A 26,403-nucleotide genomic window follows, 5' to 3' on the forward strand; every position below is an offset into this window, starting at 1 on the left:
TTCAAAATTTAAAAATAAAAATGGGAAGAGCGTTTGAATATAGAAAAGCTTCGAAAATGGCGCGTTGGGATAAAATGGCCAAGACTTTCTCTAAAATTGGTAAAGATATAGCGTTAGCAGTAAAAGCAGGTGGAGCAGACCCGGAATCAAATCCGGCGTTAAGAAGATGCATCCAGAATGCCAAAGGTGCAAATATGCCGAAAGATAACGTAGAAAGAGCAATCAAAAAAGCAAGTGGAGCTGATGCTGAAAACTATGAAGAGGTAACATACGAAGGGTATGGACAAGGAGGAGTTGCTTTCTTTGTAGAATGTACTACAAATAATACGACAAGAACGGTAGCGAATGTAAGAGCTGTCTTTAATAAATTTGATGGTAACCTGGGGAAAAACGGGGAACTTGCCTTTATCTTCGATAGAAAAGGGATCTTTTACATCGATCCAAGCCAGGTAAAAATGGATTGGGATGAATTTGAAATGGAGATGATTGATGGTGGTGCAGAAGATATTGATAAAGATGATGAAGAAATAATGATTACTACTGCATTTGAAGATTTCGGTTCTTTATCTCATAAATTAGATGAACTAAAAATTGAAGTTAAAAGTGCAGAGCTTCAAAGAATTCCAAACAATACAAAAGAAGTTACTGAAGAGCAGTTTAAAGCCAATATGAAAATGCTTGATCGCTTTGAGGAAGATGATGATGTACAAAATGTTTATCATAACATGGAAATTACAGAGGAGCTCATGAACTCTTTGTAAAAAAATAATATAACATTCATATACAGTTAACTTTCAATTAGTTTCTTTGCATAAAACTATGAAAAGAAACGTTGAATTAGTTGTTATTTCGGATGTGCATTTGGGAACTTATGGATGTAAGGCTAAAGAATTGTTAAGATATCTGAATTCTATTCAACCGAAAATTCTGGTTTTGAATGGTGATATCATTGACATCTGGCAATTCAAAAAGTCTTACTTCCCTAAACCTCATTTGAAGGTAATTAAAAAGATTCTCTCATTTGCAACAAAAAATACCAAGGTATATTACATTACCGGAAATCATGACGAGATGTTCCGAAAGTTTACCGATTTCGAATTAGGTAAACTTAAAGTCTGCAACAAAATCTGTCTTGATATTGATAAAAAGAAAACATGGATCTTTCATGGTGATGTATTTGATGCATCTGTTCAACATTCTAAATGGATCGCAAAACTAGGCGGAAAAGGATATGATTTGCTAATCATGATCAATAACGTCGTTAATTGGATCCTGGAAAAAATGGGTAGGGAAAAATACTCATTCTCCAAAAAAATCAAAAATAACGTAAAAAAGGCGGTAAAGTATATTGGTGACTTTGAACTTACGGCTTCTGAACTTGCAATAGATAATCATTACGACTTTGTCATATGTGGTCACATCCATCAGCCTCAAATTCGTAAGGTTAACAATAAAAAAGGCGCTTGCACTTATCTTAATTCCGGAGACTGGATAGAGAACTTATCAGCTTTGGAGTATCATGATAAAGAATGGAAGATCTTTTACTATGATGAGCATAAACACTTGCTGCAGGACGATGAAACAGATGAAATTCAGGATCTTGATACCAACGAACTTCTTAAAATTGTAACTAACTTTTCTGAATGAAAATCTTATATGCGTTTCAAGGCACAGGTAACGGACATGTTGCAAGGGCTCAGGAGATCATTCCTATATTAAAAAAATATGCTTCGGTTGATACTTTAATCAGTGGTCATCAATCGCAATTAAAGGCTGATTTTGACATTAACTTTCAATATAAAGGGATTTCCTTACTCTATAACAAAACAGGTGGTTTATCCTATCGAAAAACATTTACTGAAAATAAATTTATTGAGGCGGCAAAAACAATCAATGATCTGGAACTAAAGCAGTACGATCTCATCATTAATGACTATGAACCGTTAACGGGGTGGGCAAGCAAGCTAAAGAATCTTCCGATGATTGAGCTTAGTCATCAGGCTTCGATGAGTTTTGCTGAAACTCCAAAACCTAAAAAAAGAGATTTCCTGGGTGAACTTATCTTGAAGTATTATGTACCCAGTGAAAGAAGGATTGGTTTTCATTTTGAAAATTATCATCCACAAATAAAGAAGCCGGTCATAAGACATAAAATACGAAATCTTAATCCTGATAAAAAAGGATACTACCTGGTTTATTTACCAAGCTTTTCTGATGAAAATATTATTAAAGTATTAAAACAAATTCCTGTGCGGTGGAAGGTTTTTTCCAAGTACAGCAAAGTGAGACTTAAAATAAAAAATGTTGAAATATTCCCCATCGATGAAAAGGAATACCTGACCTGTTTTGAAAATTGTGATGGTATTTTATGTAATGCAGGTTTTGAAGCTCCGGCTGAAGCTCTCTTTATGGATAAAAAGTTGTTTGTTATTCCAATTCATAATCAATATGAGCAGGAGTGCAATGCCTGTGCTCTGGATACGATGGGAATTCCCAATTCTAAAGTATTAAAGCTTGGGGAAATAATGGAATGGGTAGCTTCAGATCATCACATTAAAGTAGATTACCCTGATGATATTGAACAAATACTGTTGAACGAGGTTTTAATTCTTTAAAAAAATATCATCTACATCATTCATTCTCATCATTACTGATCTGGCATAAGAACAATGAGGATACACTTTCCAATTGTTTTCTCTTGCGAATCTGATGGCCTCTTCTACGAGATATTTTCCCATTCCTCTGCCTTCAAATTCAGGATGCACTAAAACGAAGGATATAATGAATTTGTTTTCTTCCGGGAAGATGGTATAGGTCAGTCTGCCAATTTCTGTAAGTTCATTGTTTAGTGTAAGTACTCCTCCGTTTCCGGATTTATTGTTTTCAAATTTCATAATTAAAAGCTTAGTATTGTATCACGTGCAAAAACTGCACCGACTTGGATTCGAGTGTAATCTATGGACAAAGATAATTCCAAACAGAAATTCTAATTATCTTTTCCTGTATAATAGTTATAATCTTTGATGATAATATTGATAAACTGTCTTTCCGTCATTTTTACGGGATCAACTTCCAGTTTCAAAATATTCTTGATCTTGTCGGAAAGCTTACTGATGATTTGCCGGTCATCTACTCTTAGGGCCTTTGTGTAATTATCTTTAATAATTCTCATATCATTATCACTTAATGCAATAACCTGAGGGAATGAAGGAACATAATCCTCCTGTATGTTTTCCAGGATAGTATGAGAAATATTAATGCTATTTTTTAATGAAATAACAGCTGTGCCTGATGCGATATCCCCGAGGCGCTGATTATTTTTAGAAACAATCATGGAAATTAATCCGATAACACCCGCAAAAGATGTGTCTATTATCCTGAATACCCAACGGATCAGATAATCTCCAAAACCAGCCTGGTATCCGTCGATTTTTACCACACGGATTTTCATTACTTTTTTTCCGGGAGTCTGCCCTTCCATTAAGCTTTCCAAAACCAAAGGATAGATGTAAATGGGAAATGTGATGGCAATATAAATAGCCATCTGAGACCATTGATCCAGGCCATTTAATAAATATCCCAAATCAAGAAAATTGAAAAATACATAGAAAGTAACGACTGCATAAGCGACTTTGATCAGGAGATCTATAATAAATGCAAGCATTCTTTCTCCAACACTGGCAATGTTGAAATTAATATTTACATTTTGTGAGGTATTAATCGCAATTTGAGACATAATTTTTATTATTTTAGCCTTTAGATTATGAGAGAAGTTTATTTCATAAAACAAAATAAAGAAAAATGGTTGGGAATTGAACAGGTTATTCAAGGGAAAATAAAAAAAAATCCGGATGACCTGTCATCGTTGTATATCAACCTCATTAATGATCTTTCTTTTGCTCAGACTTATTATCCTAAAAGTAATACTACGGTTTATTTAAATCATCTTTCTTCACAGATATTCCAAAAAATTTACAAAACAAAAAGGGTAGAGGAAAACAGAGTCCTTTATTTCTTCAAAACAGAGGTTCCTTTGTTAGTGTATCAATACAAAAGATATTTGCTCTACGCGTTTTTGTTTTTTGCATTGTTTACTTCAATAGGAGTCCTTTCAGCAATTTATGATAAGGATTTTGTAAATATAATTCTGGGTGAAAGTTATGTGAATGAAACAATAGAGAATATTAAGAAAGGAAATGCGGTTGGTGTCTATCAAAGTGGTTCTACATGGGGAAGTACCATTGGGATTATCTTTAATAACATTGGGGTAGGTGCTAAATTGTATATTTACGGAGTTTTTGGAGGAGTCGGTACACTGTATGCATTACTTTCAAACAGTGTGATGCTCGGATCCTTCCAGTACTTCTTTTATGACTATGGGGCACTTAAGGAGAGTGCAAGAGGAATATGGTTACACGGTGTTTTTGAAATTTTCGCAATGGTTGTTGAAGCTATGTGCGGATTAATTCTCGGGGCATCAATTTTATTTCCAAGAACCCTGTCGAGATTCAACTCATTTAAAAATGGATTTAAAGATTCCTTCAAAATATTTTTAAGTACAATTCCTTTTACCATTTGTGCGGGAATTATTGAAGGCTATGTTACAAGGCATGCTTTAAAAATGCCATTAGCTTTAAATTTAATTATTATCCTAGGTTCGCTAACGGTTATCGGATATTATTATTTTATTTATCCATCCGTTGTCAATAAAAAAATTAAAAACACAGATGATGCAGCTATATAAAAAAAGAGATTTCGGGACCTTTATCAGTGATAGTTTTAATTTTTTCAAATTATATGGAAAGAATTATTTCAAAAACTATATTTTGCTAAATGGTTTGTTGCTGATTTTAATGACTACCATTTTTGTTTTTGGATACAGGGAACTGTTTTCCCAGATATTCGGGTCAAATATGAATGGTAACAGTTACTATTTTCAGCAATATTTTGAAGATAATGCAGGGATGTTAATTGTTGTTTGCTTGCTTACGTTTCTGCTTTTTTTTATCCTGGTGATTGTCAATTATCTTTATCCTGTTTTTTATCTGAAAAGACTTTCAAAGGGCGAAGAAAAAATAAGGACAGATGATATTCTCAGCGATTTTAAAAATAACGCAGGAAGAATAGGTACACTTTGCCTGGGAATGGTATTTATTGTAACTCCCCTGGCTTTGATTATGATCGGCATCTCATACGCATTGATACTAATTATCATCGGATTATTTATTATGTTACTGGTGTATCCGACATTGTTTAATGTTGTTACATTTTTGATGTATGATTATTTTAATAGTGGCCGCGGTTTTTTTGAGAGTTTAAGTTATTCGATAAGATCACAATTTTCTTATACCAACGGAAGGGAAAAGTCTCCTTACTGGAAGTATTGGGGAGCTACAACGATCATTTTTCTTATCATGTATACCATAACCACCATTTTCACATTTATTCCCATGATATTTTTCTACAGTTCAATTCTTACTTCAGCTCCTGATGGAAATTTTGAACAAAACCCCTTTCAGGGAGCTATGGGAGTGCTGTTTTTTGTGATTTATGGGATTTCCATGCTGCTTTCATTTTTTCTTTCAAATATTATGTATATCAATTCTGGATTGATGTATTACGATAGCAGGACAGACCTGCATCAGAAGGTGGAACTTGCAGAAATAGAAACCATCGGTAATAATGAATAAAATTATTTTTTTCTTACTGATCTTTTTCTCAACAGGATTCGTGTATGCTCAGGATGACATTGAATTGCCACCGGAAGCATATGTTGAAGATTCTTTGAGTACAGGGCATTATAAAAATATGTACCGTGCAGATTCGGTATTGATGGAGCACCCTGTTTCTGAAAACACGATTTATCCTAAAAAATTCAGGGAAAATCTTAAGTCAAGATACAAAGGAAATGAATTTGATTACACAACAATAAAACCCAGGGAATCTTTCTGGCAAAAACTGCAACGGAAAATAGCAAGAATTCTTGAGGGCATTTTCGGTGAGGATACCTTTGGAACCTCTGCAAAGGTTACCACTATTGTGATGCGTTTATTTGCCATTGTACTTATAGGTTTTCTTCTATATTTTATTGTCAGGTATCTCATAAGTAAAGATGGCAATTTCTTCTTTGGGAAAAAGAATAAAAAAGTAAATATCAATGAAGAAGAATTGCATGAAAATATCCATGAAATCAATTTTCCTGAGAGCATTGCAAAATTTGAAGTAACAGGAGATTACCGTTCCGCAGTACGTTATCAGTTTTTGTACGTTCTTAAAAAGTTGAGCGATAAAAAGCTTATCATCTGGAATCCTGAAAAGACAAATAAAGATTATGCGGCAGAGCTTAAAGCAGAATACCTGAAAAAAGAATTTTCAAACCTTTCTTATATATTTGATTATGTATGGTATGGTGAATTTAGCATTACCGAACAGGATTATTTAAAATTTAAAAATCAATATCAGACATTTAAGCCATAATAAAATCTTTAAAAATGAATAAAACTTTCAAAATATATGCTGTAATTTTCATCATTATCATGGTGATTCTGGCATTGCTTGAAGTTAATAAAAAGGAAGTTACAGACTGGCGAAAGAACTTTGATCCAAATGAAAAATCACCTTTTGGGTTATTTGTATTTAACAAAGAGTCTAAAGATCTTTTTAAAAATCAGCTTAAGAAAATAGCTGAAACACCATATGAATATTATAATGAGAATAAAAAGCAGTCTCACAATATTTTAATAATAGAAAAAGAAATTGACAGGGAATCCTGGCGCAGTATCTTGAATGAAGTCTCCAAAGGATCGGATGCTATGTTGATTGCAGGCAGGATACCAAAAGAAATTTCTGATAGTATAGGCTTTTATGCTTCTCAAATCTCTTTTGAAGATCAGAATGTGTTAAAGCTTACAGATAAGAAATATCAGAATGATTTTATTAACTTAGATAAATTTCCGTCTGGAAGAGGATTTTCTTATGTTAAACCCAGTGTTGAAATACTAGGAAAGACTGTTGAAAAGAATAACACGGATCAGGCAAATTTTATAAAAGTAAAGTTGGGAAAGGGAAATATTTTCGTTCATAGTGAGCCACTTTTTCTCACCAACTATTATCTTCTGAAACCTGGAAATATAAAATATGCACAGGATGTTTTTTCGTATCTTAACGATAAAGAAACCGTTTGGTTTGTGGAAGCTGCAGATGCCAAGGCTTCTTCCCGCTTTTTTATGAGATTTATTCTGTCAAAACCAGCGCTGAAATATGCATGGTGGGTATTTTTAGGAGGGATGATCTTATTTATTTTTTTCAATGCAAAAAGGAAACAGAGAATTGTTCCTGTAATAGAACCTCTGAAAAATACTTCTGTGGAATTTGTGAAAAGTATCGGAAATCTTTATCTGCAGGAAGGTGATTTTCATGATATGATGGCTAAAAAAGCCCAATATTTCCTGAATAAAGTTAGAATGGATCTTCTTATCGATACCCAGAATCTCGATAATGAGTTTGCAAAGAAACTGCAATTGAAAACAGGGAAAAATATAGAGGTAATTACCGAAGCTATTGCTCTTATCCGGAAAGCTCAGGATCCTTATGCTAGTGTAATGAAAGAAGATCTCACCAGAATGAATAAGATCCTGGATGAAATAATACGATAATAATATAACGATGTAGTAACTGTGGTTACGGATACATTGACAAATGATAAATTAAAATTGTATGGAAAACCTTGAGAACGAAAATGTAGAAAATAAAAGTTCTATAAATCTTGATAAAGAAGAAAACGATTTTCAATCGAGAATCGATATGATTGAACTCCGTGTGAGTTTAGAAAAAGTAAAAGCCGAAATAAGTAAGGTGATTGTGGGGCAGGAGAGTATGATAGAACATCTTTTGGCAGCGCTCCTTTCAAATGGACATGTTCTCATTGAGGGAGTTCCAGGAGTTGCAAAAACCATTACGGCAAAGTTGCTGGCAAAAACTATTGATGTAAATTTCAGCAGAATACAATTTACCCCTGATCTCATGCCTTCGGATATTTTAGGGACTTCAGTATTCAGCGTGAAAAATTCGGAGTTTGAGTTTAAAAAAGGACCTATTTTCTCCAATTTTATTTTAATTGATGAGATCAACAGGTCTCCGGCAAAAACACAAGCTGCTTTGTTTGAAGTAATGGAAGAAAGGCAGATTACAATGGACGGTATCCGATATACGATGGAGGAGCCGTTTTTAGTCGTTGCTACACAAAATCCGATTGAGCACGAAGGAACATACAGGCTTCCGGAAGCACAGTTAGACCGGTTTTTGTTTAAAATAAATGTTGGGTATCCTAATCTTGAACAGGAAGTTCTGATTATTAAGAATCAACATGAAAGCAGGACCGAAGATAAAACAGAAGCAGTAGGACGTGTTATCACTGCGCAGCAATTAAAAAACTATCAGCAGTTGGTGAAAGAGATCATTGTAGAAGCACAGCTGATGGAGTATATTGCTAAAATCATTGTAAATACAAGAGAAAATCAGTTTTTATATTTAGGAGCCTCACCAAGGGCAAGTTTAGCCTTACTTACGGCATCTAAAGCCTTTGCGGCTTTAAGGGGGCGGGATTTTGTAACTCCAGAAGATATCAAAGAAGCCAGTTATGCAGTGTTGAGACACAGAGTAATTGTTTCGCCGGAAAGAGAAATGGAAGGATTAAGTGCTGACGAAATTATCAGACAGATTCTGGAGGGAATAGAAATTCCAAGATAAATAATAAGTGATATTATAAAATTTCAAAATGTTGAAGAGAGTAATAGATTCCTTGTAGTGGATTTATAAGGCTGCTATAAAATCTGTTATCCACAACCTGAAAAATGAGAAACTTATACATTAATAATCGCTTTTTCTTTACGCTCATTGGAGTGGGGATACTTTATGTTCTGGCTTTTTTCTTTCCAATTTTTATTTATGTAGCTCATATTGTGCTCTTGCTTTGCTTTTTGGCTGCAATGGTAGATTATCTTTTACTTTTTAATCAAAAAGAAGGTGTTTTAGCACAAAGGATCTTACCTGAAAAGTTATCAAATGGTGATGAGAATCCAATAAAAATTGATATTAAAAATAATTATGGTTTTAAGATCAATACTAAAATCATTGATGAAATTCCGTTTCAGTTTCAGAAAAGGGATTTTTTAATTCGAAAAGAAATTGATCCCGGCAGAAATGCATTCTTTCAATATATTCTTGAGCCTAAAGAAAGAGGTGAATATAATTTTGGTAGCTTAAATGTTTATACTTCTTCTCCGATAGGTTTTGTTTCGAAAAGATATAGATTCCAGAAAAATGCAAATTTAGCGGCATATCCTTCTTTTGTTCATTTACGGAAATATGAATTAATGGCTCTTCAAAGTGAATTCTTATTGGGGGGTATCAAAAAAATCAGAAAGCTCGGCCATACCATGGAGTTTGAGCAGATCAAGGATTATGTTCCCGGGGATGATATCAGGACAATCAATTGGAAGGCTACATCAAAGACCAATCGTTTGATGGTTAATCAGTTTCAGGATGAAAAATCTCAAAGGATTTTCATGCTGATTGATACTGGACGAACCATGAAAATGCCATTTAAAGAGTTAAGTCTTCTTGATTATTCTATCAATGCGACAATGGCCCTGTCTCATATTATATTAAAAAAAGGAGATCGGGCAGGGATGATGACATTCTCTAAAAAAACTGAAAACAAGATAGCTGCAGAAAACAAATCCGGTCAGCTAAAGAAAATTTCGGAATCACTTTATAATATAAAAACCAATTTTTTTGAAAGTGATTTTAATCGCCTTTATCAGGATGTAAAATATTCAATCAACCAAAGAAGCCTGATTTTACTTTTTACAAATTTTGAAACGCTGGATGGTTTGAACAGGCAGTTAAAGTACTTGCGTGGCATTGCAAAAAATCATTTGTTGGTCGTTGTATTTTTTAAGAATTCGGAACTCCAGACTTTAATTCATAAGAATCCGGAGAGTATGCAGGAGATTTATGATGAAGTTATTGCTGAAAAATTTGAATTTGAAAAGAAACTGATCATTCAGGAACTACGGAAATATGGGATTTATACAGTATATACACTTCCTGAAAATTTAAATATCGATGTTATCAATAAATATCTGGAGATAAAAGCCAGAGGAATTTTATAATTTTGCCTATGAGAATAATAACTGTTATCTGTCTTTTGGCATTTCTGATAAATTGCCAGGAGAAGCGAGAAAAACTTAAGAGAGAAGGTAAACCCGATATCATGTATTTTAAAAATGCTGATGAGGAAATGAATAGTGCTGTAAAAAACGCGAAAGAAACTTTACCCGAATTTCAAAACGCGATACAAAGTAAAAACCCTGATTATTCCAATTTTACATTAAAACAGCAGTTTGACACATCTGATGGAGGTGGAGAACATATCTGGATCGGAGATATTCAGTTTAAGGATGGGAAATACTATGGGATTGTTCAAAATGAGCCGTTTGATAAAAAAATATTGGTCAAGTTAGGAGATTCGGTTGAAGTTCCCATTGAAAGAATTAGTGATTGGAAATATAATGACAAGAATATTGTAAAAGGGGCTTACACAATAAAGGTTGTAAGAAAATATATGAGTCCTGAAGAAAAAAAAGAAATGGATGCAGAAGGATTAATTTACGAATAAAGAAAAATATTAATTAGAATGAAAATTACATTAAACAGAATAAACGACGACTTTTTATTTGAGTGTACTAATTCTCAAGGAAATTCAATCCTTTTGGATAATACATCACAACCCGGAGCTAAAGGAGTTTCTCCCATGGAAAGTGTTTTAATGGCAGTTGCAGGATGTAGTGGAATAGACGTCGTGTCCATATTAAAAAAACAAAGACAGGATATCACTGGTTTTAAAGCAGAAGTAGAAGGAGAGAGAGTACCTGTCGATGATGCTAAGCCTTTTAAATCAATTAAAGTTCAGTTTTTTTTGGAAGGTAACATCGACCCCACTAAGGCTTTGAAAGCAGCGCAGTTATCATTTGATAAATACTGTTCTGTTTCTAAAACTTTGGAGCCTAATGTAGAAATCGGTTATGATGTATTTGTAAATGGGGAAAAAATTTAAGGATGTTATAAACAAAATAAAAAAGCCGGATTGTTAAAATCCGGCTTTATGCTTATTATGTGTTGTTGAGGGTATTTTCTTTCTTTAAGATTTAAACATTGAGTTTCATTTTCTTAAAGGTTAACGATGTAAATATATGAAATATTTATCAATAATCTATTATAATTATTATTTTTGTTATTTATTTTAGCTTATGGCTAAAACTAAGGCATCAATGATGTTCAATACTAAAGGTTAATTAATTGATAAAAAAAATGTACCACTTAAGAAAGTGGTACATTTTTATTCTATCTCGGTTTCATCAATTTAGCGACCGTTGCCGTCCATCCTGTTTGATGTGAGGCGCCAACTCCACGTCCGTTATCTCCGTGAAAATATTCATAAAAGGTGATATAATCTTTGAAATGCTCATTGTAATTAAACTTATTGTTTCCCCCATTAAAAGCTCTTTGTCCATTTTCATCTTTAAGGAATATAGAACATAGCCTGTTACTGATATTTTGTGCTACTTCATCCAGATTCCTTTTATCTCCGCTTCCTGTCGGTAATTCCACTTTCAGGCTGTTTCCATAATAGAAATGAAAACGCTGCAGACTTTCGACAATCAAAAAGTTAATAGGGAACCAGATCGGGCCTCTCCAGTTACTATTTCCTCCAAACATTCTGCTGTCACTTTCCGCAGGGGTATAATAAACCACATTTTCTGTCCCATGAACAGAGAAAATAAAAGGATTTTCTTCATATACTTTAGACATGGCCCTGATACCATAAGAACTTAAAAATTCTTTTTCATCCAGCATTCTTGTCAAGACTTTTGTTAGTCTGTTTTTACGAAGGATACTCATTAAATGTTTTCTGCCGTGACCTTCTTCATCCCAATGGGAAACCAGTTTCGTAAGTTCCGGCTTATTTTTCAGCACCCATTCCATTCTTATTTTAAAGTTGGGCATTTTTTCCAATAATCCGTGATCAATAATCTCCACAGCAAATAAAGGAATAAGCCCGACAATACTTCTTAAACGAAGCGTAACACTTTCGCCGTTCCCAAGTTGTAGTACATCATAGAAAAAACCATCTTCTTCATTCCAAAGGCCTTCTTTTCCATCACCCATGTTTTCCATCGCTTCCGCGATGTAAAGATAATGCTCAAAAAACTTAATGGCCATGTCTTCATATACCTGATAGTATTGGGCAAGTTCCATTGCAATTCTCATCATATTCAATGCATACATTGCCATCCAGCTTGTACCGTCTGCCTGTTCAAGATGCTCACCGTCTTTAAGTTCCATATTACGATCGAAAGCTCCGATATTATCAAGACCTAGAAAACCGCCGCCGAAAATATTTTTACCGTTTTTATCCTTACGGTTTACCCACCAGGTAAAGTTCAAAAGTAATTTTTGAAAAACCTTTTCCAGAAACAGGAGATCCGGTTTTCCATTGGTCTTTTCATCAATCTTAAATACCCTGAAACAAGACCAAGCATGGACAGGTGGATTTACATCACTTAAGTTCCATTCATACGCCGGAAGTTGTCCATTAGGATGCATATACCACTCTTTGGTTAACAAGAGAAGTTGGTTTTTTGCAAACTGGGCATCAATTAATGCATAGGGAACGCAGTGAAAAGCGAGATCCCAAGTAGCATACCATGGGTATTCCCATTTGTCCGGCATTGAAATAATGTCCTTATTGTGCATGTGGTTCCACTCTGTATTTCTTACATAATGATTGAAATCCCTCGGTGCATCAAAATTAGGATCTCCCTTAAGCCATTTCCCAACATTATAATGATAAAATTGTTTGTTCCATAATAGCCCTGCGAACGCCTGACGTTGAACATTTCTTTCATCATCATTCGTTACATCGTGCTGAACTTCTTCATAGAATTCGTTGGCCTCAGCAATCCGGGTGTTGAAAATCTCATCAAAATGATGAAATGGTTCATCGGTGTCGTTTGGCGCCAACCTGAAATCAAAGGTTTTTGATTGTCCCCCACCAATAATTTCTTCAATCACAAAAGCGGCTTTTGAACCTCTTTTTTCCGGATTAACGGTATTGGAGTTATGAATAATGTGATCGTTTATACCATCCTTGAAATAGGTGTTATCTGTTAAAGGAGCTCCGTATAATTTAGGTGTATTGGTTTCATTATCACAAAAGAGACTTTTGGCACCGGTATTTCTTGAATAGAATTTTTTGATGGAAATACTATCATGGTTAATATCAATACAACCGTTGTATGAGGCGTTTAGCTGACCTTTATAAGTATTATATCCCCATTTCCAGTTGTTACGGAACCAGGCTGTTGGAGCAACAACAATAGGTGCGTCGTTTTGGCTCCTGTTACAAACTGTGATACGGACTAAAAAATCTTCAGCATCTGCTTTACAGTATTCGATGAAAATATCAAAATATTCATCATTATCAAAGATTCCGGTATCAAAGATTTCAAATTCAGCTTCCTTTTTGCTTCGTCTGCCGTTTTCAGATAGCAGGTGATCATAAGGAAATTCATGGATCGGATATTTATACACCATCTTCATATAACTATGGGTAGGCGTGTTGTCCAGATAGTAAAAGATCTCTTTGATATCTTCACCATGATTGCCCTGGGGATTACTCAATCCGAAAAAACGTTCTTTGATCATTTTGTCCTTTTTGTTCCAAAATGAAAGAGCGAAACAAAAAAGCTGTTTGGTGTCCGATATTCCGGCAATCCCTTCTTCACCCCAACGGTAGGCATAACTTTCAGCTTTATCATGATTGGTGAAATTCCACGCATTGCCATTGGGACTATAATCCTCACGAACATTACCCCATTGTCTGTTGCTTACATAAGGCCCCCAGTTTTTCCATTTTATATCCTGTAATCTTTGTTTTTCTGCAGTCATAGTTCATCATTTTTCACTACGAAGGTAATTTTTTTGAAAAATAATTCCAATTTTTTCTATCTGAATAATTCTTAATACATCCTTGTAACTATAATGATTACAGGGATTTTCAGAATAAATTATTTTTTTCATGAAAAAATTAAATAAAATGTTATATCTTTGCACCATTCGATCATTCAAATATTGAAAATGTTATCAAGAAAGGTTGAGGGATTAGACCCGATGAAACCTTAGCAACCCTTTGCGCAAGCGAAGAAGGTGCTACGTTCTACCAAATTATTTTTTGGACAGATAACTTACTGAGTTTTTCAGCCATTTCCTGTGGCATTTTCAATTGTATTATAAATAATGTATAATAGAATTGAAAACAGAACTAAAACATATTAATCTTTCGTATCAAACTAATTCCGGAAAGGAATGCAATATCCCGTTGAGCTATCAGACCTTCGGGAAAGAGCTGTTTTCAGCACCTGTTATTTTAATCAACCATGCTTTAACGGGAAATTCCAATGTATCGGGAACAAATGGCTGGTGGAAGCAATTAGTAGGAGATGGCCAGGTGGTTGATACCAATGTCTATACGGTTTTGTGTTTCAATATTCCCGGAAATGGTTACGATGATTTTTTAATTGAAGAATATGAAGAGTTTACTCCTTCGGATATTGCAGGCATATTTTTAAAAGGGCTAGAATTACTTAACATTAAAAGTCTATATGCGATTATCGGAGGTTCTCTTGGTGGAGGAATAGGATGGGAAATGCTGGTTAAACGCCCGGAACTTGCAGAAGTATTTATTCCCATTGCCTGTGATTTCAGAACTCATGATTGGCTGCATGCGCAATGTATGGTTCAGAAATTTTTATTAAATGGAAATGACGCTCCGTTACAAAAGGCAAGAATCCATGCAATGCTATGTTATAGAACCCCACAATCTTTAAACGACAGATTTCAAAATAAATACAATACCGCAAAAAATAAGCTTGAATCGGAAGATTGGCTTGAATATCACGGAAAAGCTCTTAATGAAAGATTTAGTTTAAAATCTTATCAACTGATGAATCATTTGCTGATGAACATTAATGCCGAGGAAGAAAGGCTGGAGAATGTACAGGCACGAATGCACTTGATCTCCGTTGATACAGATTTGTTCTTTCCTGCTTCCGAAATCCGGATGTGTTTTGAAAAACTGAAAGGTAAAAAAAAGGATGTTTCTTATCACGAGATCACCTCAGTTCACGGGCATGATGCCTTCCTAATGGAATACAAACAATTAAATAATATCATTAAAACCATTTTATTACAGAAAGAAACTGAACAATTACAAGAAACCTGTAATAAAGCTAAACAATAAAGAATGAACAGATGAAAAATGTTAACGAAATAAAATTTTTAAAGAACAGATCAATCATCAAATTTGAAGGAGAAGATTTCTTAGGGGAAATCGGTATTGACGGTAGAATTTTTAAAGCACTTACTTTAGCCAGGATTAGTGTAGGAGTGATCTCACAACAGGCTATAGAAAACGGAATATCAATTTTGGTTCACGAAAACGATTCTGAAAATGCGGTTAATTGTCTGATTGAGGAATTTGAAGCGGAAAGGAAATCAGGAGCAGTATCTCAGATTTATAGTATTAATAACGTTTCAGTTCTGGGGTTTGTAGCTGAAGATTTTAATAAAATACTGGCGGAACTGGCAAGAAATAATGTTTTTCCTTTGCTTCTGAATCAGATAGCAAGTGAAAAAAGAGTAAATATTGTAGTTACCTCTTCTCAGGATGAGAAAACTAAGAATATCATTGAATCTGAAATATCCAAAAAACCTAAAACCGTTCATCTTGCAATCATTGGACATGGGAATGTGGGTAAAACTCTGATTGACCAGGTATTGGAATCTTCCGAAGAAATTAAGAGACGGAAAAAAATAGATCTTAAAGTAGTGGCTGTTGCTAATTCAAGAAAAATAGCATTCAATAAAAAAGGTTTTGGTCATAATTGGAATGATGAGGTTTTAGTTGCTGAAAACCCTTCCAATGTTGATGAACTGATCAGTTTCTCCAGAGAGAATCAGCTGGAGAATCTTATTGTGGTTGATAATACGGCGAGTAAGGATTTTGTTAAGAATTATCATGCTTTAGCTGAGAACGGATTTGATCTTGTATCTTCCAACAAGATTTTCAATACCCTTCCAATAGAAGAATATCGTAAACTAAGATATACGTTGAATAAAAATAACAGGCGATACCTTTACGAAACCAATGTGGGAGCAGGTTTGCCTTTGATCGATACCATTAAACTATTGCACCTGTCGGGGGAAAATATTACAAGAATTAAAGGCGTGTTTTCAGGTTCTTTAAGTTATATCTTCAATAATTTTTCAGTTAGAGATGAGAAATTTTCAACCATTATAGGAGAAGCAATGGAGAAAGGATTTACTGAACCGGATCCTCGTGAGGACCTTTCAGGAAATGATGTTGCAAGAAAGCTTTTGATTCTGGCGAGAGAGTTGGATCTGATTAATGAATTCAATGATATTAATATTCAGAATCTAATTCCTGAAAACCTTCTTTCTATTGACAAAAATGAATTCATTTCCAGATTGGGAGAATTGGACGAGGAATACCAGAAAATTAAACAAAATCAGGAGGCAGATCATGTTCTACGATATGTAGGCGATCTACATGGCGATCTTCAAAAAGAAAAAGGAGAACTTGATGTAAAATTAATTTCTGTGCCGGCTACTTCCGCATTAGGGCAATTAAAAGGATCAGATTCCATTTTTGAAATCTATACGGAGAGCTATGGTGAAAACCCTATTGTAATTATGGGAGCCGGTGCGGGAGCACAGGTAACCGCGAGAGGTGTTTTTGGTGATATTTTAAGAGTAAGTGAAACAAAATAAATCAATGTACGAATGTAACGATATAACAGTGTGCCGATAAAAATGGCTCAGATCAGATTCGATCGATTCATTGGTAAACTGTTGCATTGATACATGATATTAAAATTAAAACTATATGGAAAATTTTGAAACGTTTGCAATAAGGACGCAGACTGAACGAACTCAGTTTGATGAACATTCTACTCCGCTCTATCTTACATCCAGCTTTATTTTTCAGGATGCAGAGGATATGAGGGCGAGCTTTGCAGAAGAAAAATCAAAAAATTTATACAGCAGATTCTCCAATCCAAACGTTACTGAATTCACCGATAAAATTGTGAAAATGGAGGGTGCGGAAGCGGGATATGCTTTTGCTACCGGAATGGCAGCAATTTATTCAACATTTGCAACTTTGCTTGATGCCGGAGATCATATTGTAAGCTGCCAGTCTGTTTTTGGATCTACACACACACTTTTTACAAAGTATTTCCCAAAATGGAATATTGAGACTACCTATTTTAAGGCAGAAGATGCAGAAAATGTTGAAAAGCTTATCAAACCTAATACAAAAATTTTATATCTGGAAACCCCGACTAATCCGGCAATTGAGATTCTGGATCTTGAGTTTTTCGGGAAAATTGCAAAAAAACATAATCTTATCTTCATTGTAGATAATTGTTTTGCCACCCCTTATCTTCAACAACCTATCAGGTACGGAGCTGATATTGTGGTTCATTCGGCAACAAAATTAATTGACGGACAAGGAAGGGTTCTTGGTGGAGTTGCGGTAGGAAAAGAAGACCTTATCCGGGAAATCTATCTTTTTGCAAGAAATACAGGTCCGGCCATGTCTCCTTTTAATGCATGGGTTTTGTCTAAAAGTCTTGAAACTTTAGCCATCAGAGTTGAAAAGCATTGTGAAAATGCATTGAAAGTCGCTGAATTTTTAGAAAGCCACCCTAATGTTGAATTAGTAAAATATCCTTTTTTACCTTCACATCCAAGCTATGAAGTAGCAAAAAAACAGATGAAATTAGGAGGGAATATTGTCGCTTTTGAAATCAAAGGAGGAATTGAAGGAGGTCGAAAGTTTTTAGATAAAATAAAGATGTGTTCACTTTCAGCAAATCTTGGTGATACCAGAACAATTGTTACACATCCTGCTTCTACTACACATTCCAAATTAACTGATGAGGAAAGGAACGAAGTGGGAATCACTGCCGGCCTTGTACGTTGTTCTGTAGGTTTGGAAAACGTGGAAGATGTTATTGCTGATTTAAAACAGGCATTGGATTAACTCAATTGAAATGGGCTTTAGCCCATTTATGAAAAAAATATTAACGGCTTTAGCCACAATCTACAAAATGAAAAGTTCAGAACAATTATATAAGGCACTCTCCGAAAGAATTTTAGTTCTTGATGGGGCGATGGGAACGATGCTTCAACGATACAAATTTGAAGAAGAAGACTATCGTGGTGAGCGTTTCAAAGATTATCCGCATCTGGTTAAAGGAAATAACGACCTACTTTCCCTCACACAGCCTCATGCTATTGAAGAAGTTCATAGAAAATATCTGGAAGCGGGAGCTGATATTATCGAAACCAACACATTCTCGGGAACTACAATTGCAATGGCAGATTATCATATGGAAGACCTGGTTTATGAGCTGAATTATGAATCTGCAAAAATAGCCAGAAAAGTATGTGATGAATTCACGGCTAAGAACCCGGATAAGCCTAGGTTTGTAGCAGGATCTATTGGTCCTACGAACAGAACGGCAAGTCTGAGCCCTGATGTAAATGATCCGGGATATCGTGCCATTACATTTGATGAACTGAGAATTGCTTATAAACAGCAGTCCGAAGCTCTTTTGGATGGGGGTTCCGATATCTTGCTGGTAGAAACAATCTTTGACACCTTAAATGCTAAAGCAGCTTTATTTGCCATTGATGAAATTCAGGATGAAAGAGGAATAAAAATTCCGATAATGGTTTCAGGAACTATTACCGATGCTTCGGGAAGAACTTTGAGTGGTCAGACGGCAGAAGCATTTTTAATTTCGGTTTCACATCTGAATCTTTTGAGTGTCGGATTTAATTGCGCGCTGGGAGCTAATCAGCTGACACCTTATCTGGAAACATTGGCTCATAATTCGGATTTTTATGTCTCAGCATATCCCAATGCGGGATTACCGAATGCTTTCGGTAAATATGATGAGACACCCGAGTTTATGGCAGAACAGATACAAGAATATGTGGAAAAAGGTCTGATCAATATTATTGGAGGATGTTGTGGTACAACCCCTGAACATATCAGGGCTATAGCAGACTTAGTGAATAAGTATGAGCCAAGAAAATTGAGGAAATTTGCATGATTTGATAGATTTTTTTCATTGAATCAATTGTAAGATAACGGTTTAGTATTATTATTTTTAAGTTAAACTAAAACTAATCATATGGAAAAGCCGAGTTACTTAAAGAGTGCAGAAGACACAAAAATCTTTAATGAATTAAGAAAAAAGGTGAACCAGAGAGTCGAAAACATAGAGGAAAACAGAGATATCTACATTCAGATTAAAGCTGTTTTATTGCCCCTTATTTATATTGGGCTATATGTTTTTGCGTTGATTAATGTTGAGAAATCTTTGCTTTATATTTTGAGTTTTGTGTTAATGGGAATTATGTTGGTGTTGATCTATCTGAATTTAATTCATGAAGCGGCTCACAATAATATATTCAAAAACAAAAGATTAAATAGCTGGGTACTGCAAATTTTTGATTTTGTGGGAGCCAATTCTTATATCTGGAAGAAAAGGCATATTGCAAGCCATCATGCATATCCGAATGTAGACGGATGGGATACTGATATAGAGCAGAGTGGTTTACTGCTGATTGTTCCATGGATCCGGGCAAAAGGAGTGCAGAAATACCAGCATCTGTTTTTCTTTCTGGTGTATCCTTTATATTTATTCAACTGGATGTTTATCAGGGATTTCAGGGATTTCTTTGATAAGGAAAGGGTTATTTTAAAAACCCAGGGCGCCATTCCAGTTGTTGAGAAAGTAAAGATGGTTGTTTATAAACTCTTTTATTTCTTTTATCAGATTGTTGTTCCTGTTGTATTCTTTAAAGTTTCGATTGGATTGGCGATAGGAGCCTGGTTTTTACAGGTCATTACAGCAAGCATTTTTGCTTTGTTTGTTTTATTGCCATTACATCCGCTTCCCGATAATGCTTTTCCAAAATTAGATGAGAAAAACTCACTTCCATACAGCTGGATTCGGCATCAGTTGGAAGTAACCAATGATTTAACCAATAATAATTGGATGATCAGAAATGTATTGGGGAATTTCAATTTTCATGTGGCTCACCACCTCTTTCCAAATTATAGCTATATGTACTATAACGAGATAACAGAAGAAATAGAAGAGTTTGCTAGAGAACATGGTTTAGTATACAAAAGATTTCCAATTTTTACCGCTTTAGGCAAACATGTGGAGTTGCTGAGGCAAAATGCAAATAATGCATATTACATTTTAGAAGAATAAAAAATTGATGAAATATTTAAGATTATCGGGCCTTGAGCCTCTTATCATAACACCGGAAAGTAATTTCATCAACGTTGGTGAAAGGACTAATGTTGCCGGTTCTAAAAAGTTTTTAAGATTAATCAAGGAAGAAAAATTTCCTGAAGCATTAGATATTGCAAGACATCAGGTGGAAGGGGGAGCGCAGATCCTCGATGTTAATTTTGACGACGGACTGATTGATGGAAAAACATCAATGGTTAAATTCCTGAATCTGATTGCTTCCGAACCTGATATCGCGAGAATTCCCATTATGGTGGATTCTTCCAAATGGGAGATCCTGGAAGCAGGACTACAGGTTGTTCAAGGAAAATGTGTGGTGAATTCTATCAGTTTAAAAGGAGGGGAAGAAGAATTCATCAGACAGGCAAAAGCAATAAAAAGATATGGTGCTGCTGTTATTGTGATGGCTTTTGATGAAGAAGGACAGGCAGATACCTTAGACAGAAGAATAGAAATTTCAAAGCGGTCATATGATATTTTAGTTAATCAGATTGATTTTCCCGCTGAGGATATTATTTTCGATTTAAATATCTTCCCTGTTGCAACAGGAATGGATGAGCATAGAAGAAATGCCTTGGATTTTATCGATGCAACGCGATGGGTAAGACAAAACCTTCCCTATGCCTCTGTAAGTGGTGGAGTTAGTAACGTTTCATTTTCCTTTCGGGGGAATGATACGGTAAGAGAAGCGATGCACTCGGTTTTTCTTTATCATGCGATTCAGGCAGGAATGAATATGGGGATTGTGAACCCTGCGATGCTTGAGGTATATGATGAAATCAATAAAGAATTACTGGAGCTTGTAGAAGATGTTATTCTAGATAAAAGGGAAGATGCTACTGAACGGCTTCTGGATTATTCTGAAAAGCATAAATCTGTAAAAAAAGAGAAAACGGAAGATCTGGAATGGAGAACAAAACCTCTTCAGGACAGAATTACCCATGCTTTGGTAAAGGGAATAGATCGTTTTATAGAAGAAGATGTAGAAGAAGCAAGAAAAGAAGCAGAAAAACCATTGCATGTTATTGAGGTCAACCTGATGACGGGAATGGGTGTTGTAGGAGATTTATTCGGAAGCGGAAAGATGTTTCTTCCGCAGGTAGTAAAATCTGCACGGGTAATGAAAAAGGCAGTTGCCTATCTTCAGCCTTTCATCGAAGCGGAAAAAGATGGTTCAAGACCTGCGAATGGTAAAATACTTATGGCTACCGTAAAAGGAGACGTTCACGATATCGGAAAAAATATTGTTAGTGTTGTTTTGGGTTGTAATAATTATGAAATCGTAGACCTTGGAGTAATGGTTCCGGCTGAGAAAATTATTCAGACGGCAATTGAAGAAAACGTGGATGTTATAGGACTGAGCGGCTTAATTACACCAAGCCTTGATGAAATGGTGTATATTGCTGCTGAGCTGGAAAGACAAAATTTGGATTTTCCATTACTAATAGGAGGAGCTACCACATCAAAAGCGCACACAGCCGTAAAAATAGATCTGAAGTATAAAAACGCTGTTGTACATGTAAACGACGCTTCCCGGGCGGTAAATGTGGTAAGTTCTTTATTGGGAGACCGGAATAAGGAGTATGTGGATGACTTAAAAAGTGAATATTCGGATTTCCGTGAAAAGTTCCTGAACAGACAGATCGATAAAGATTACGTCTCTATTGAAGAAGCCAGAAGAAATCATTTTAAAATAGACTGGGAAAGCGAACAAATCTTTACACCCAACAATATCGGTGTACAAATCTTTCAGGATCAGGATCTGAATGAATTGGTTCCGTTTATTGACTGGTCACCTTTCTTCAGGAGCTGGGATCTTCATGGGAAATACCCGAACATATTAGAGGATGAGGTAGTAGGGGCTCAGGCAAAAGAGCTATTTAAAGATGCTCAGGTGATCCTGAAAAAAATTCTTGATGAGAAGCTTCTTACTGCAAAGGCCATATTTGGAGTTTTTAAAGCCAATGCTAATGAAACGGATGATATTATCATCTTTGATGAAAATGATCAGGAACAGACAAGGTTTTTGACTTTAAGACAGCAGGTTCAAAAGTCCAAAGGCAAAGAGTATCTCGCATTAAGTGATTTTATCGCTCCCCAAAGTTCAGGAAAGACAGATTATATGGGAGCTTTCTGTGTAACAACAGGTTTTGGAACAGATGAGCTTTCTGCAGAATATGAAAAGGCGAATGATGATTACAATTCCATTATGGTAAAGGCCTTGGCAGACAGATTCGCTGAAGCATATGCCGAATTTTTACATAAAAAAATAAGAACAGAATATTGGGGGTATGCAAAACAGGAAGAGCTAAGCAATGAGGAACTTATTGCCGAAAAATATAAAGGAATACGTCCTGCTCCCGGATATCCTGCTTGCCCTGACCATCTGGAAAAGAAAACCATTTGGGATCTTTTAAAAGTAGAAGAAAATATAGGCGTTTATCTTACCGAAAGTTTAGCAATGTTCCCTACAGCGTCAGTTTCCGGATATTATTTTGGCAGCCCTCATGCAAAATATTTCGGGTTGGGGAAAATCACAGAAGATCAATTAAAAGACTACGCCGCACGAAGGGGGTGTAGCATTCAGGAAGCCAAAAAATGGCTGTCACCTAATTTAGCAGATTAAAACAAGCATGAAGATTACTGAACATATAAAAAAAGCAAATGGAAAGACTTTATTCTCTTTAGAAGTGGTTCCGCCACAAAAGGGAATTGGTATTGAGGACCTTTACAGGAATATAGATCCTTTAATGGAATTCAAACCGCCTTTTATTGATGTTACAACTTCCAGGGAAGAATATATTTATCTTGATAAAGGAAATGGTCTGATGGAACGCAGAATTACAAGAATGCGCCCCGGAACCTTGGGGATATGTTCTGCTATTCAGCATAAATATAATGTAGATACCGTTCCCCATTTATTATGTGGAGGCTTTACAAAAGAAGAAACAGAGTACCTTTTGGTAGATTGTATGTATCTCGGGATTGAGAATATTATGGCACTGAGAGGAGATGCGATGAAAGGGCATCAGTATTTTGAAGCAACACCAGGCGGACATGAAAGTGCGATGGATCTTGTATATCAAATTAATGATCTCGGACGTGGAAAATACCTTCATAATGAAGATGAGGTTGGTGACGAACTGAATAAATTCTGCATTGGAGTTGCAGGATATCCCGAAAAGCATATTGAAGCCCCTTCAATGAACTATGACCTTAAATGGCTAAAACAAAAGGTAGATGCGGGTGCAGATTACATCGTCACGCAAATGTTTTTTGATAATAAAAAATACATTGAGTTTGTTCACAAAGCAAGGGAAATGGGAATTACGGTTCCTATTATTCCGGGAATCAAACCTATTGCAACCAAAAAGCATTTAAAATTATTACCACAAGTATTTAAAATCGATTTGCCCGAAGAATTGATCAGTGAAGTTGAAAATGCCAGAAACAATGAAGCTGTAAAGCAAATTGGGGTAGAGTGGGCAATCAATCAGTGCCGGGAACTTCTGGATTTTGGAGTGCCTGTTTTACATTTTTATTCTATGGGTAAAAGTGATAACATAAAGAAAGTCGCAGGGGAATTATTTTAATGAAGGAGTATTAATGAAAGGAATCCCTGTTGTTCTATCAACAGGGATTTTTTTATAAAATAGGATAATCCGAATTATTGCGGGTAATGAATGTTTATAGAATTTATCTTCTTTTCATTTAAATTGAAATAATATATATTATTTGTATTGTCGTTCTGTTGATAAAAAATTACGTCATTTACACTTCTTATAATATTATAATGGTAACCTGTAGATGGCAAAACAGGAAATTCTTTTTTAGCTTTTAAGTCTAACATTACTAATTGATATGATGATGCACATAGTACATTATTATTTGTCAGTAATACAGGGTTAGAATACATTGTAGAATTTTCGTAATGTGTCGTTTGTAATCATAATTTTATTAAGTGTTTTTGGATTCGTTATGTTATGGTCTGGATTAAAGAAAAACAAACCACTTTCATCTGGGGATCCTCGCATAGAAATTACTAAGCTATCTTTTCCTAAATTTAAAATCTCCTGCATATAATATGAGTTTAAATTTGAAATTTTTTTTGATTTTAAATTATTTATGTCTAATTCATAAATGTCATAATTATGATAAGCATTTGGTACAGTTGGAGAATACGATTGAAAAGTTTTCGCTTGCAGATAAAATATTTTATTGGATTGTGAAAATATATAATCGGAAATAAATCCATCACCAACTTTAATTTCTTAGTTATTTTATGACTAAGGAGATCGTAAAAGTGAAATTCGGGACGTAATTTATTTTTAGGATAATATAAAGCAATTATAGTTTTACCATTATCAGAATATTTTGGGTTAATATAATTTCCGGGACCTTTGAAAATATTGTATGTTATTCTATTATTGGTATTAATAAGCTTAGCATATACAGAATATAGTGAATCCTCTTTGTAAGAGAAAATTATAGTCTTAATATCAGGTGAAACATCAAATCCATTCAAATATGATTTCTTTTTATTTTGATTACAAGAATATAACAAAATTAATAAAAATATATAGGGTAGTCTACTCATCTTATGCTTCGAGGTATTTGGTTAATTATAATATAAGGGTATTGTTATCCGAAATTATTCAAATAATTCATTGTCATTCTTGTAGCGGAAGAATAATATCTCAATCCACCACCTATCCAATCTCCATTTACAGAAGACCCTGCATTATTTATAGCATAGCTTAAGCATAAGTGTTTCCCGAGTTACTTATCAGAGCAGCATAAGTGTTGTGGATGATAATGACTGTGTTATAAAAACTAGCTCCTCGCAAAGGCAAGGAGCTAGTTTTTTCATTCCGGATCAAACCATTTCTGCCTTTTTGCTACTTCTATCATGTGAGCGATTGTTATTGAAGGTTTAGAAATGGTATTAGTCTTAATTCCTATTTTTATTAAAAATTTCTCTATCAGAAAATTATTGTAAAAATACTTATTTACATTAAACTCATTACTGTTTTTAATATTGAAATCTTTAAAAAAAGATTCAAATAGACATTCCATATCCATAAAATCTTCATTTTTATCATTAATAATTGTTTTATATTTCAGTTCTTCATTATAATACCCACGTTTTTGAAAATAATCTACTACAATATCAGTTGTATCCATTTAATTATTTGTTTATATTATTATAGATTAATCCTCCTCCTATACTGAATCTTCCTGCACCGAACCAAACAGCATTTCGACCATAAAAACTAGCCCAATTCCTTGTCAGCCCGGCTTTAACTCCAGTGAAATATGGAAGTTTTTTTATTAATCCACCCAATAAATTTATCTTTTTATAACCATAAATTTTAGAGTAGTGAAGAGAAGACTCTAAGACGGTTTTACTAGCCTTACCTAGAACAGGAATACCTAATTTAGCTTTACTGAGATTAGTTACTCCCATTTTGATTAAACCCAATCCAGCTTTCACTTCTCCTGTACCAATAAACATAGATGTTACATCCCAGCCAGCATCATAGGAGGCTCCTCCGGTTCCAATAGTTCTTATTCTGTATCCATAGCCTTCTACGCTTGAACTAACTTCTCCACCCTGGAATGTACCTATTTTTACCGATGTAGAAGATATTACATTTCCATTATCATCATACATGTAATCTGTAGTATTCCCTCCATCATTATTGATTTTTTTACCAGCTTTATCGTAACCATTATAGGGTGCGTCTCTCAAATGCGCCACATGATTTAATCCTGTAACTATACCCCCAATCAAAGCTCCTTGCCAGAAGTTTCCTCTTGTGAGTTCTGATCCAATCCCTCCTGCTAAGGCTCCAAAAGCAATCGTACCCACGGTACTGTTATTATCCACCACACAAAAGATTCGTGCGGTATCGGGTGT

The 26,403-nt window shown here is 34.9% G+C and carries 23 protein-coding genes and 1 riboswitch; of the genes, 18 read left to right on the forward strand and 5 right to left on the reverse strand.

The window, feature by feature from the left end:
• The first annotated feature begins 20 nt into the window (after positions 1–20).
• The 3 genes from ACNFU2_RS16435 to ACNFU2_RS16445 are packed head-to-tail and all read left to right on the forward strand — an operon-like array spanning position 21 to position 2,615.
• The gene (locus tag ACNFU2_RS16435) at positions 21–761 is read left to right on the forward strand and encodes a YebC/PmpR family DNA-binding transcriptional regulator (protein WP_172284435.1); all 741 of its coding nucleotides are present in this window, start codon (positions 21–23) and stop codon (positions 759–761) included.
• Positions 762–819: 58 nt separating this feature from the next.
• The gene (locus ACNFU2_RS16440; RefSeq protein ID WP_273650564.1) at positions 820–1,647 is read left to right on the forward strand and encodes a UDP-2,3-diacylglucosamine diphosphatase; all 828 of its coding nucleotides are present in this window, start codon (positions 820–822) and stop codon (positions 1,645–1,647) included.
• On the forward strand, positions 1,644–2,615 hold the full coding sequence (locus ACNFU2_RS16445; protein ID WP_418122340.1) for a glycosyltransferase family protein: 972 nt from the start codon (positions 1,644–1,646) through the stop codon (positions 2,613–2,615). Before ACNFU2_RS16440 ends, ACNFU2_RS16445 begins: the two co-directional genes overlap by 4 nt.
• On the opposite strand, the gene ACNFU2_RS16450 is transcribed toward ACNFU2_RS16445, so the two are convergent.
• Together ACNFU2_RS16450 and ACNFU2_RS16455 are read right to left on the reverse strand one after the other, a co-directional pair.
• A complete protein-coding gene (locus ACNFU2_RS16450) occupies positions 2,604–2,894 on the reverse strand; it encodes a GNAT family N-acetyltransferase (RefSeq protein WP_172284432.1) in 291 nt (96 codons plus the stop codon). The genes ACNFU2_RS16445 and ACNFU2_RS16450 overlap by 12 nt on opposite strands.
• A gap of 92 nt (positions 2,895–2,986) precedes the next feature.
• Positions 2,987–3,736: an RDD family protein gene (locus tag ACNFU2_RS16455; RefSeq protein ID WP_172284431.1), complete on the reverse strand. Its 750-nt coding sequence runs from the start codon at positions 3,734–3,736 to the stop codon at positions 2,987–2,989.
• 27 nt (positions 3,737–3,763) lie between these two features.
• Between ACNFU2_RS16455 and ACNFU2_RS16460 the strand changes: the two genes are divergently transcribed.
• The 8 genes from ACNFU2_RS16460 (at position 3,764) to ACNFU2_RS16495 (ending at position 11,119) form a co-directional block, all read left to right on the forward strand.
• Complete coding sequence (locus tag ACNFU2_RS16460) at positions 3,764–4,744, forward strand: stage II sporulation protein M (RefSeq protein ID WP_273650566.1); 981 nt, start codon at positions 3,764–3,766, stop codon at positions 4,742–4,744.
• Entirely contained in the window at positions 4,731–5,690 is a 960-nt protein-coding gene (locus ACNFU2_RS16465; protein WP_228457061.1) for a DUF4013 domain-containing protein, read from the forward strand. Before ACNFU2_RS16460 ends, ACNFU2_RS16465 begins: the two co-directional genes overlap by 14 nt.
• Positions 5,683–6,477 (forward strand): DUF4129 domain-containing protein, encoded by a 795-nt coding sequence (locus ACNFU2_RS16470; protein WP_273650567.1) that lies wholly within the window; start codon positions 5,683–5,685, stop codon positions 6,475–6,477. The genes ACNFU2_RS16465 and ACNFU2_RS16470 overlap by 8 nt, the downstream gene beginning before the upstream one ends.
• A gap of 14 nt (positions 6,478–6,491) precedes the next feature.
• Complete coding sequence (locus ACNFU2_RS16475; protein ID WP_273650568.1) at positions 6,492–7,655, forward strand: DUF4350 domain-containing protein; 1,164 nt, start codon at positions 6,492–6,494, stop codon at positions 7,653–7,655.
• Positions 7,656–7,716: 61 nt separating this feature from the next.
• Positions 7,717–8,748 carry an AAA family ATPase gene (locus ACNFU2_RS16480; RefSeq protein WP_273650569.1) on the forward strand — a complete coding sequence of 344 codons (1,032 nt, stop codon included), beginning with the start codon at positions 7,717–7,719 and terminating at the stop codon, positions 8,746–8,748.
• A 104-nt stretch (positions 8,749–8,852) separates the two neighbouring features.
• Positions 8,853–10,175 carry a DUF58 domain-containing protein gene (locus ACNFU2_RS16485; protein ID WP_273650570.1) on the forward strand — a complete coding sequence of 441 codons (1,323 nt, stop codon included), beginning with the start codon at positions 8,853–8,855 and terminating at the stop codon, positions 10,173–10,175.
• Between the two features lie 8 nt (positions 10,176–10,183).
• The gene (locus tag ACNFU2_RS16490; protein WP_172284421.1) at positions 10,184–10,681 is read left to right on the forward strand and encodes a YegJ family protein; all 498 of its coding nucleotides are present in this window, start codon (positions 10,184–10,186) and stop codon (positions 10,679–10,681) included.
• Between the two features lie 18 nt (positions 10,682–10,699).
• On the forward strand, positions 10,700–11,119 hold the full coding sequence (locus ACNFU2_RS16495) for an OsmC family protein (protein ID WP_273650571.1): 420 nt from the start codon (positions 10,700–10,702) through the stop codon (positions 11,117–11,119).
• A 287-nt stretch (positions 11,120–11,406) separates the two neighbouring features.
• On the opposite strand, the gene ACNFU2_RS16500 is transcribed toward ACNFU2_RS16495, so the two are convergent.
• On the reverse strand, positions 11,407–14,013 hold the full coding sequence (locus ACNFU2_RS16500) for an MGH1-like glycoside hydrolase domain-containing protein (protein ID WP_273650572.1): 2,607 nt from the start codon (positions 14,011–14,013) through the stop codon (positions 11,407–11,409).
• 189 nt (positions 14,014–14,202) lie between these two features.
• A riboswitch (SAM riboswitch) is annotated at positions 14,203–14,311 on the forward strand.
• A 63-nt stretch (positions 14,312–14,374) separates the two neighbouring features.
• On the opposite strand from ACNFU2_RS16500, the gene ACNFU2_RS16505 reads away from it, so the two are divergent.
• From ACNFU2_RS16505 to metF, 7 genes are all read left to right on the forward strand, one after another.
• Positions 14,375–15,364 (forward strand): alpha/beta fold hydrolase, encoded by a 990-nt coding sequence (locus ACNFU2_RS16505; RefSeq protein ID WP_373428017.1) that lies wholly within the window; start codon positions 14,375–14,377, stop codon positions 15,362–15,364.
• An 11-nt stretch (positions 15,365–15,375) separates the two neighbouring features.
• Positions 15,376–16,914, forward strand: coding sequence for an ACT domain-containing protein (locus ACNFU2_RS16510; protein ID WP_373428018.1), 1,539 nt, complete (start codon positions 15,376–15,378; stop codon positions 16,912–16,914).
• 115 nt (positions 16,915–17,029) lie between these two features.
• A complete protein-coding gene (locus ACNFU2_RS16515) occupies positions 17,030–18,190 on the forward strand; it encodes an O-succinylhomoserine sulfhydrylase (protein WP_273650573.1) in 1,161 nt (386 codons plus the stop codon).
• Positions 18,191–18,257: 67 nt separating this feature from the next.
• Entirely contained in the window at positions 18,258–19,268 is a 1,011-nt protein-coding gene (locus ACNFU2_RS16520) for a homocysteine S-methyltransferase family protein (RefSeq protein ID WP_411250087.1), read from the forward strand.
• A gap of 81 nt (positions 19,269–19,349) precedes the next feature.
• Positions 19,350–20,441 (forward strand): fatty acid desaturase family protein, encoded by a 1,092-nt coding sequence (locus ACNFU2_RS16525; RefSeq protein WP_273650575.1) that lies wholly within the window; start codon positions 19,350–19,352, stop codon positions 20,439–20,441.
• Positions 20,442–20,448: 7 nt separating this feature from the next.
• Entirely contained in the window at positions 20,449–23,109 is a 2,661-nt protein-coding gene (gene metH, locus ACNFU2_RS16530) for a methionine synthase (RefSeq protein WP_273650576.1), read from the forward strand.
• Positions 23,110–23,116: 7 nt separating this feature from the next.
• Entirely contained in the window at positions 23,117–24,076 is a 960-nt protein-coding gene (gene metF / locus ACNFU2_RS16535; protein ID WP_273650577.1) for a methylenetetrahydrofolate reductase [NAD(P)H], read from the forward strand.
• Between the two features lie 1,273 nt (positions 24,077–25,349).
• On the opposite strand, the gene ACNFU2_RS16540 is transcribed toward metF, so the two are convergent.
• Both ACNFU2_RS16540 and ACNFU2_RS16545 read right to left on the reverse strand, forming a co-directional pair.
• The gene (locus ACNFU2_RS16540) at positions 25,350–25,667 is read right to left on the reverse strand and encodes a DUF1493 family protein (RefSeq protein ID WP_306613554.1); all 318 of its coding nucleotides are present in this window, start codon (positions 25,665–25,667) and stop codon (positions 25,350–25,352) included.
• Positions 25,668–25,671: 4 nt separating this feature from the next.
• A complete protein-coding gene (locus ACNFU2_RS16545; RefSeq protein ID WP_273650579.1) occupies positions 25,672–26,373 on the reverse strand; it encodes a hypothetical protein in 702 nt (233 codons plus the stop codon).
• Between the last annotated feature and the right edge of the window lie 30 nt (positions 26,374–26,403).

Source organism: Chryseobacterium sp. PTM-20240506, assembly GCF_048296755.1.
Taxonomy (GTDB): Bacteria; Bacteroidota; Bacteroidia; order Flavobacteriales; family Weeksellaceae; genus Chryseobacterium; species Chryseobacterium proteolyticum.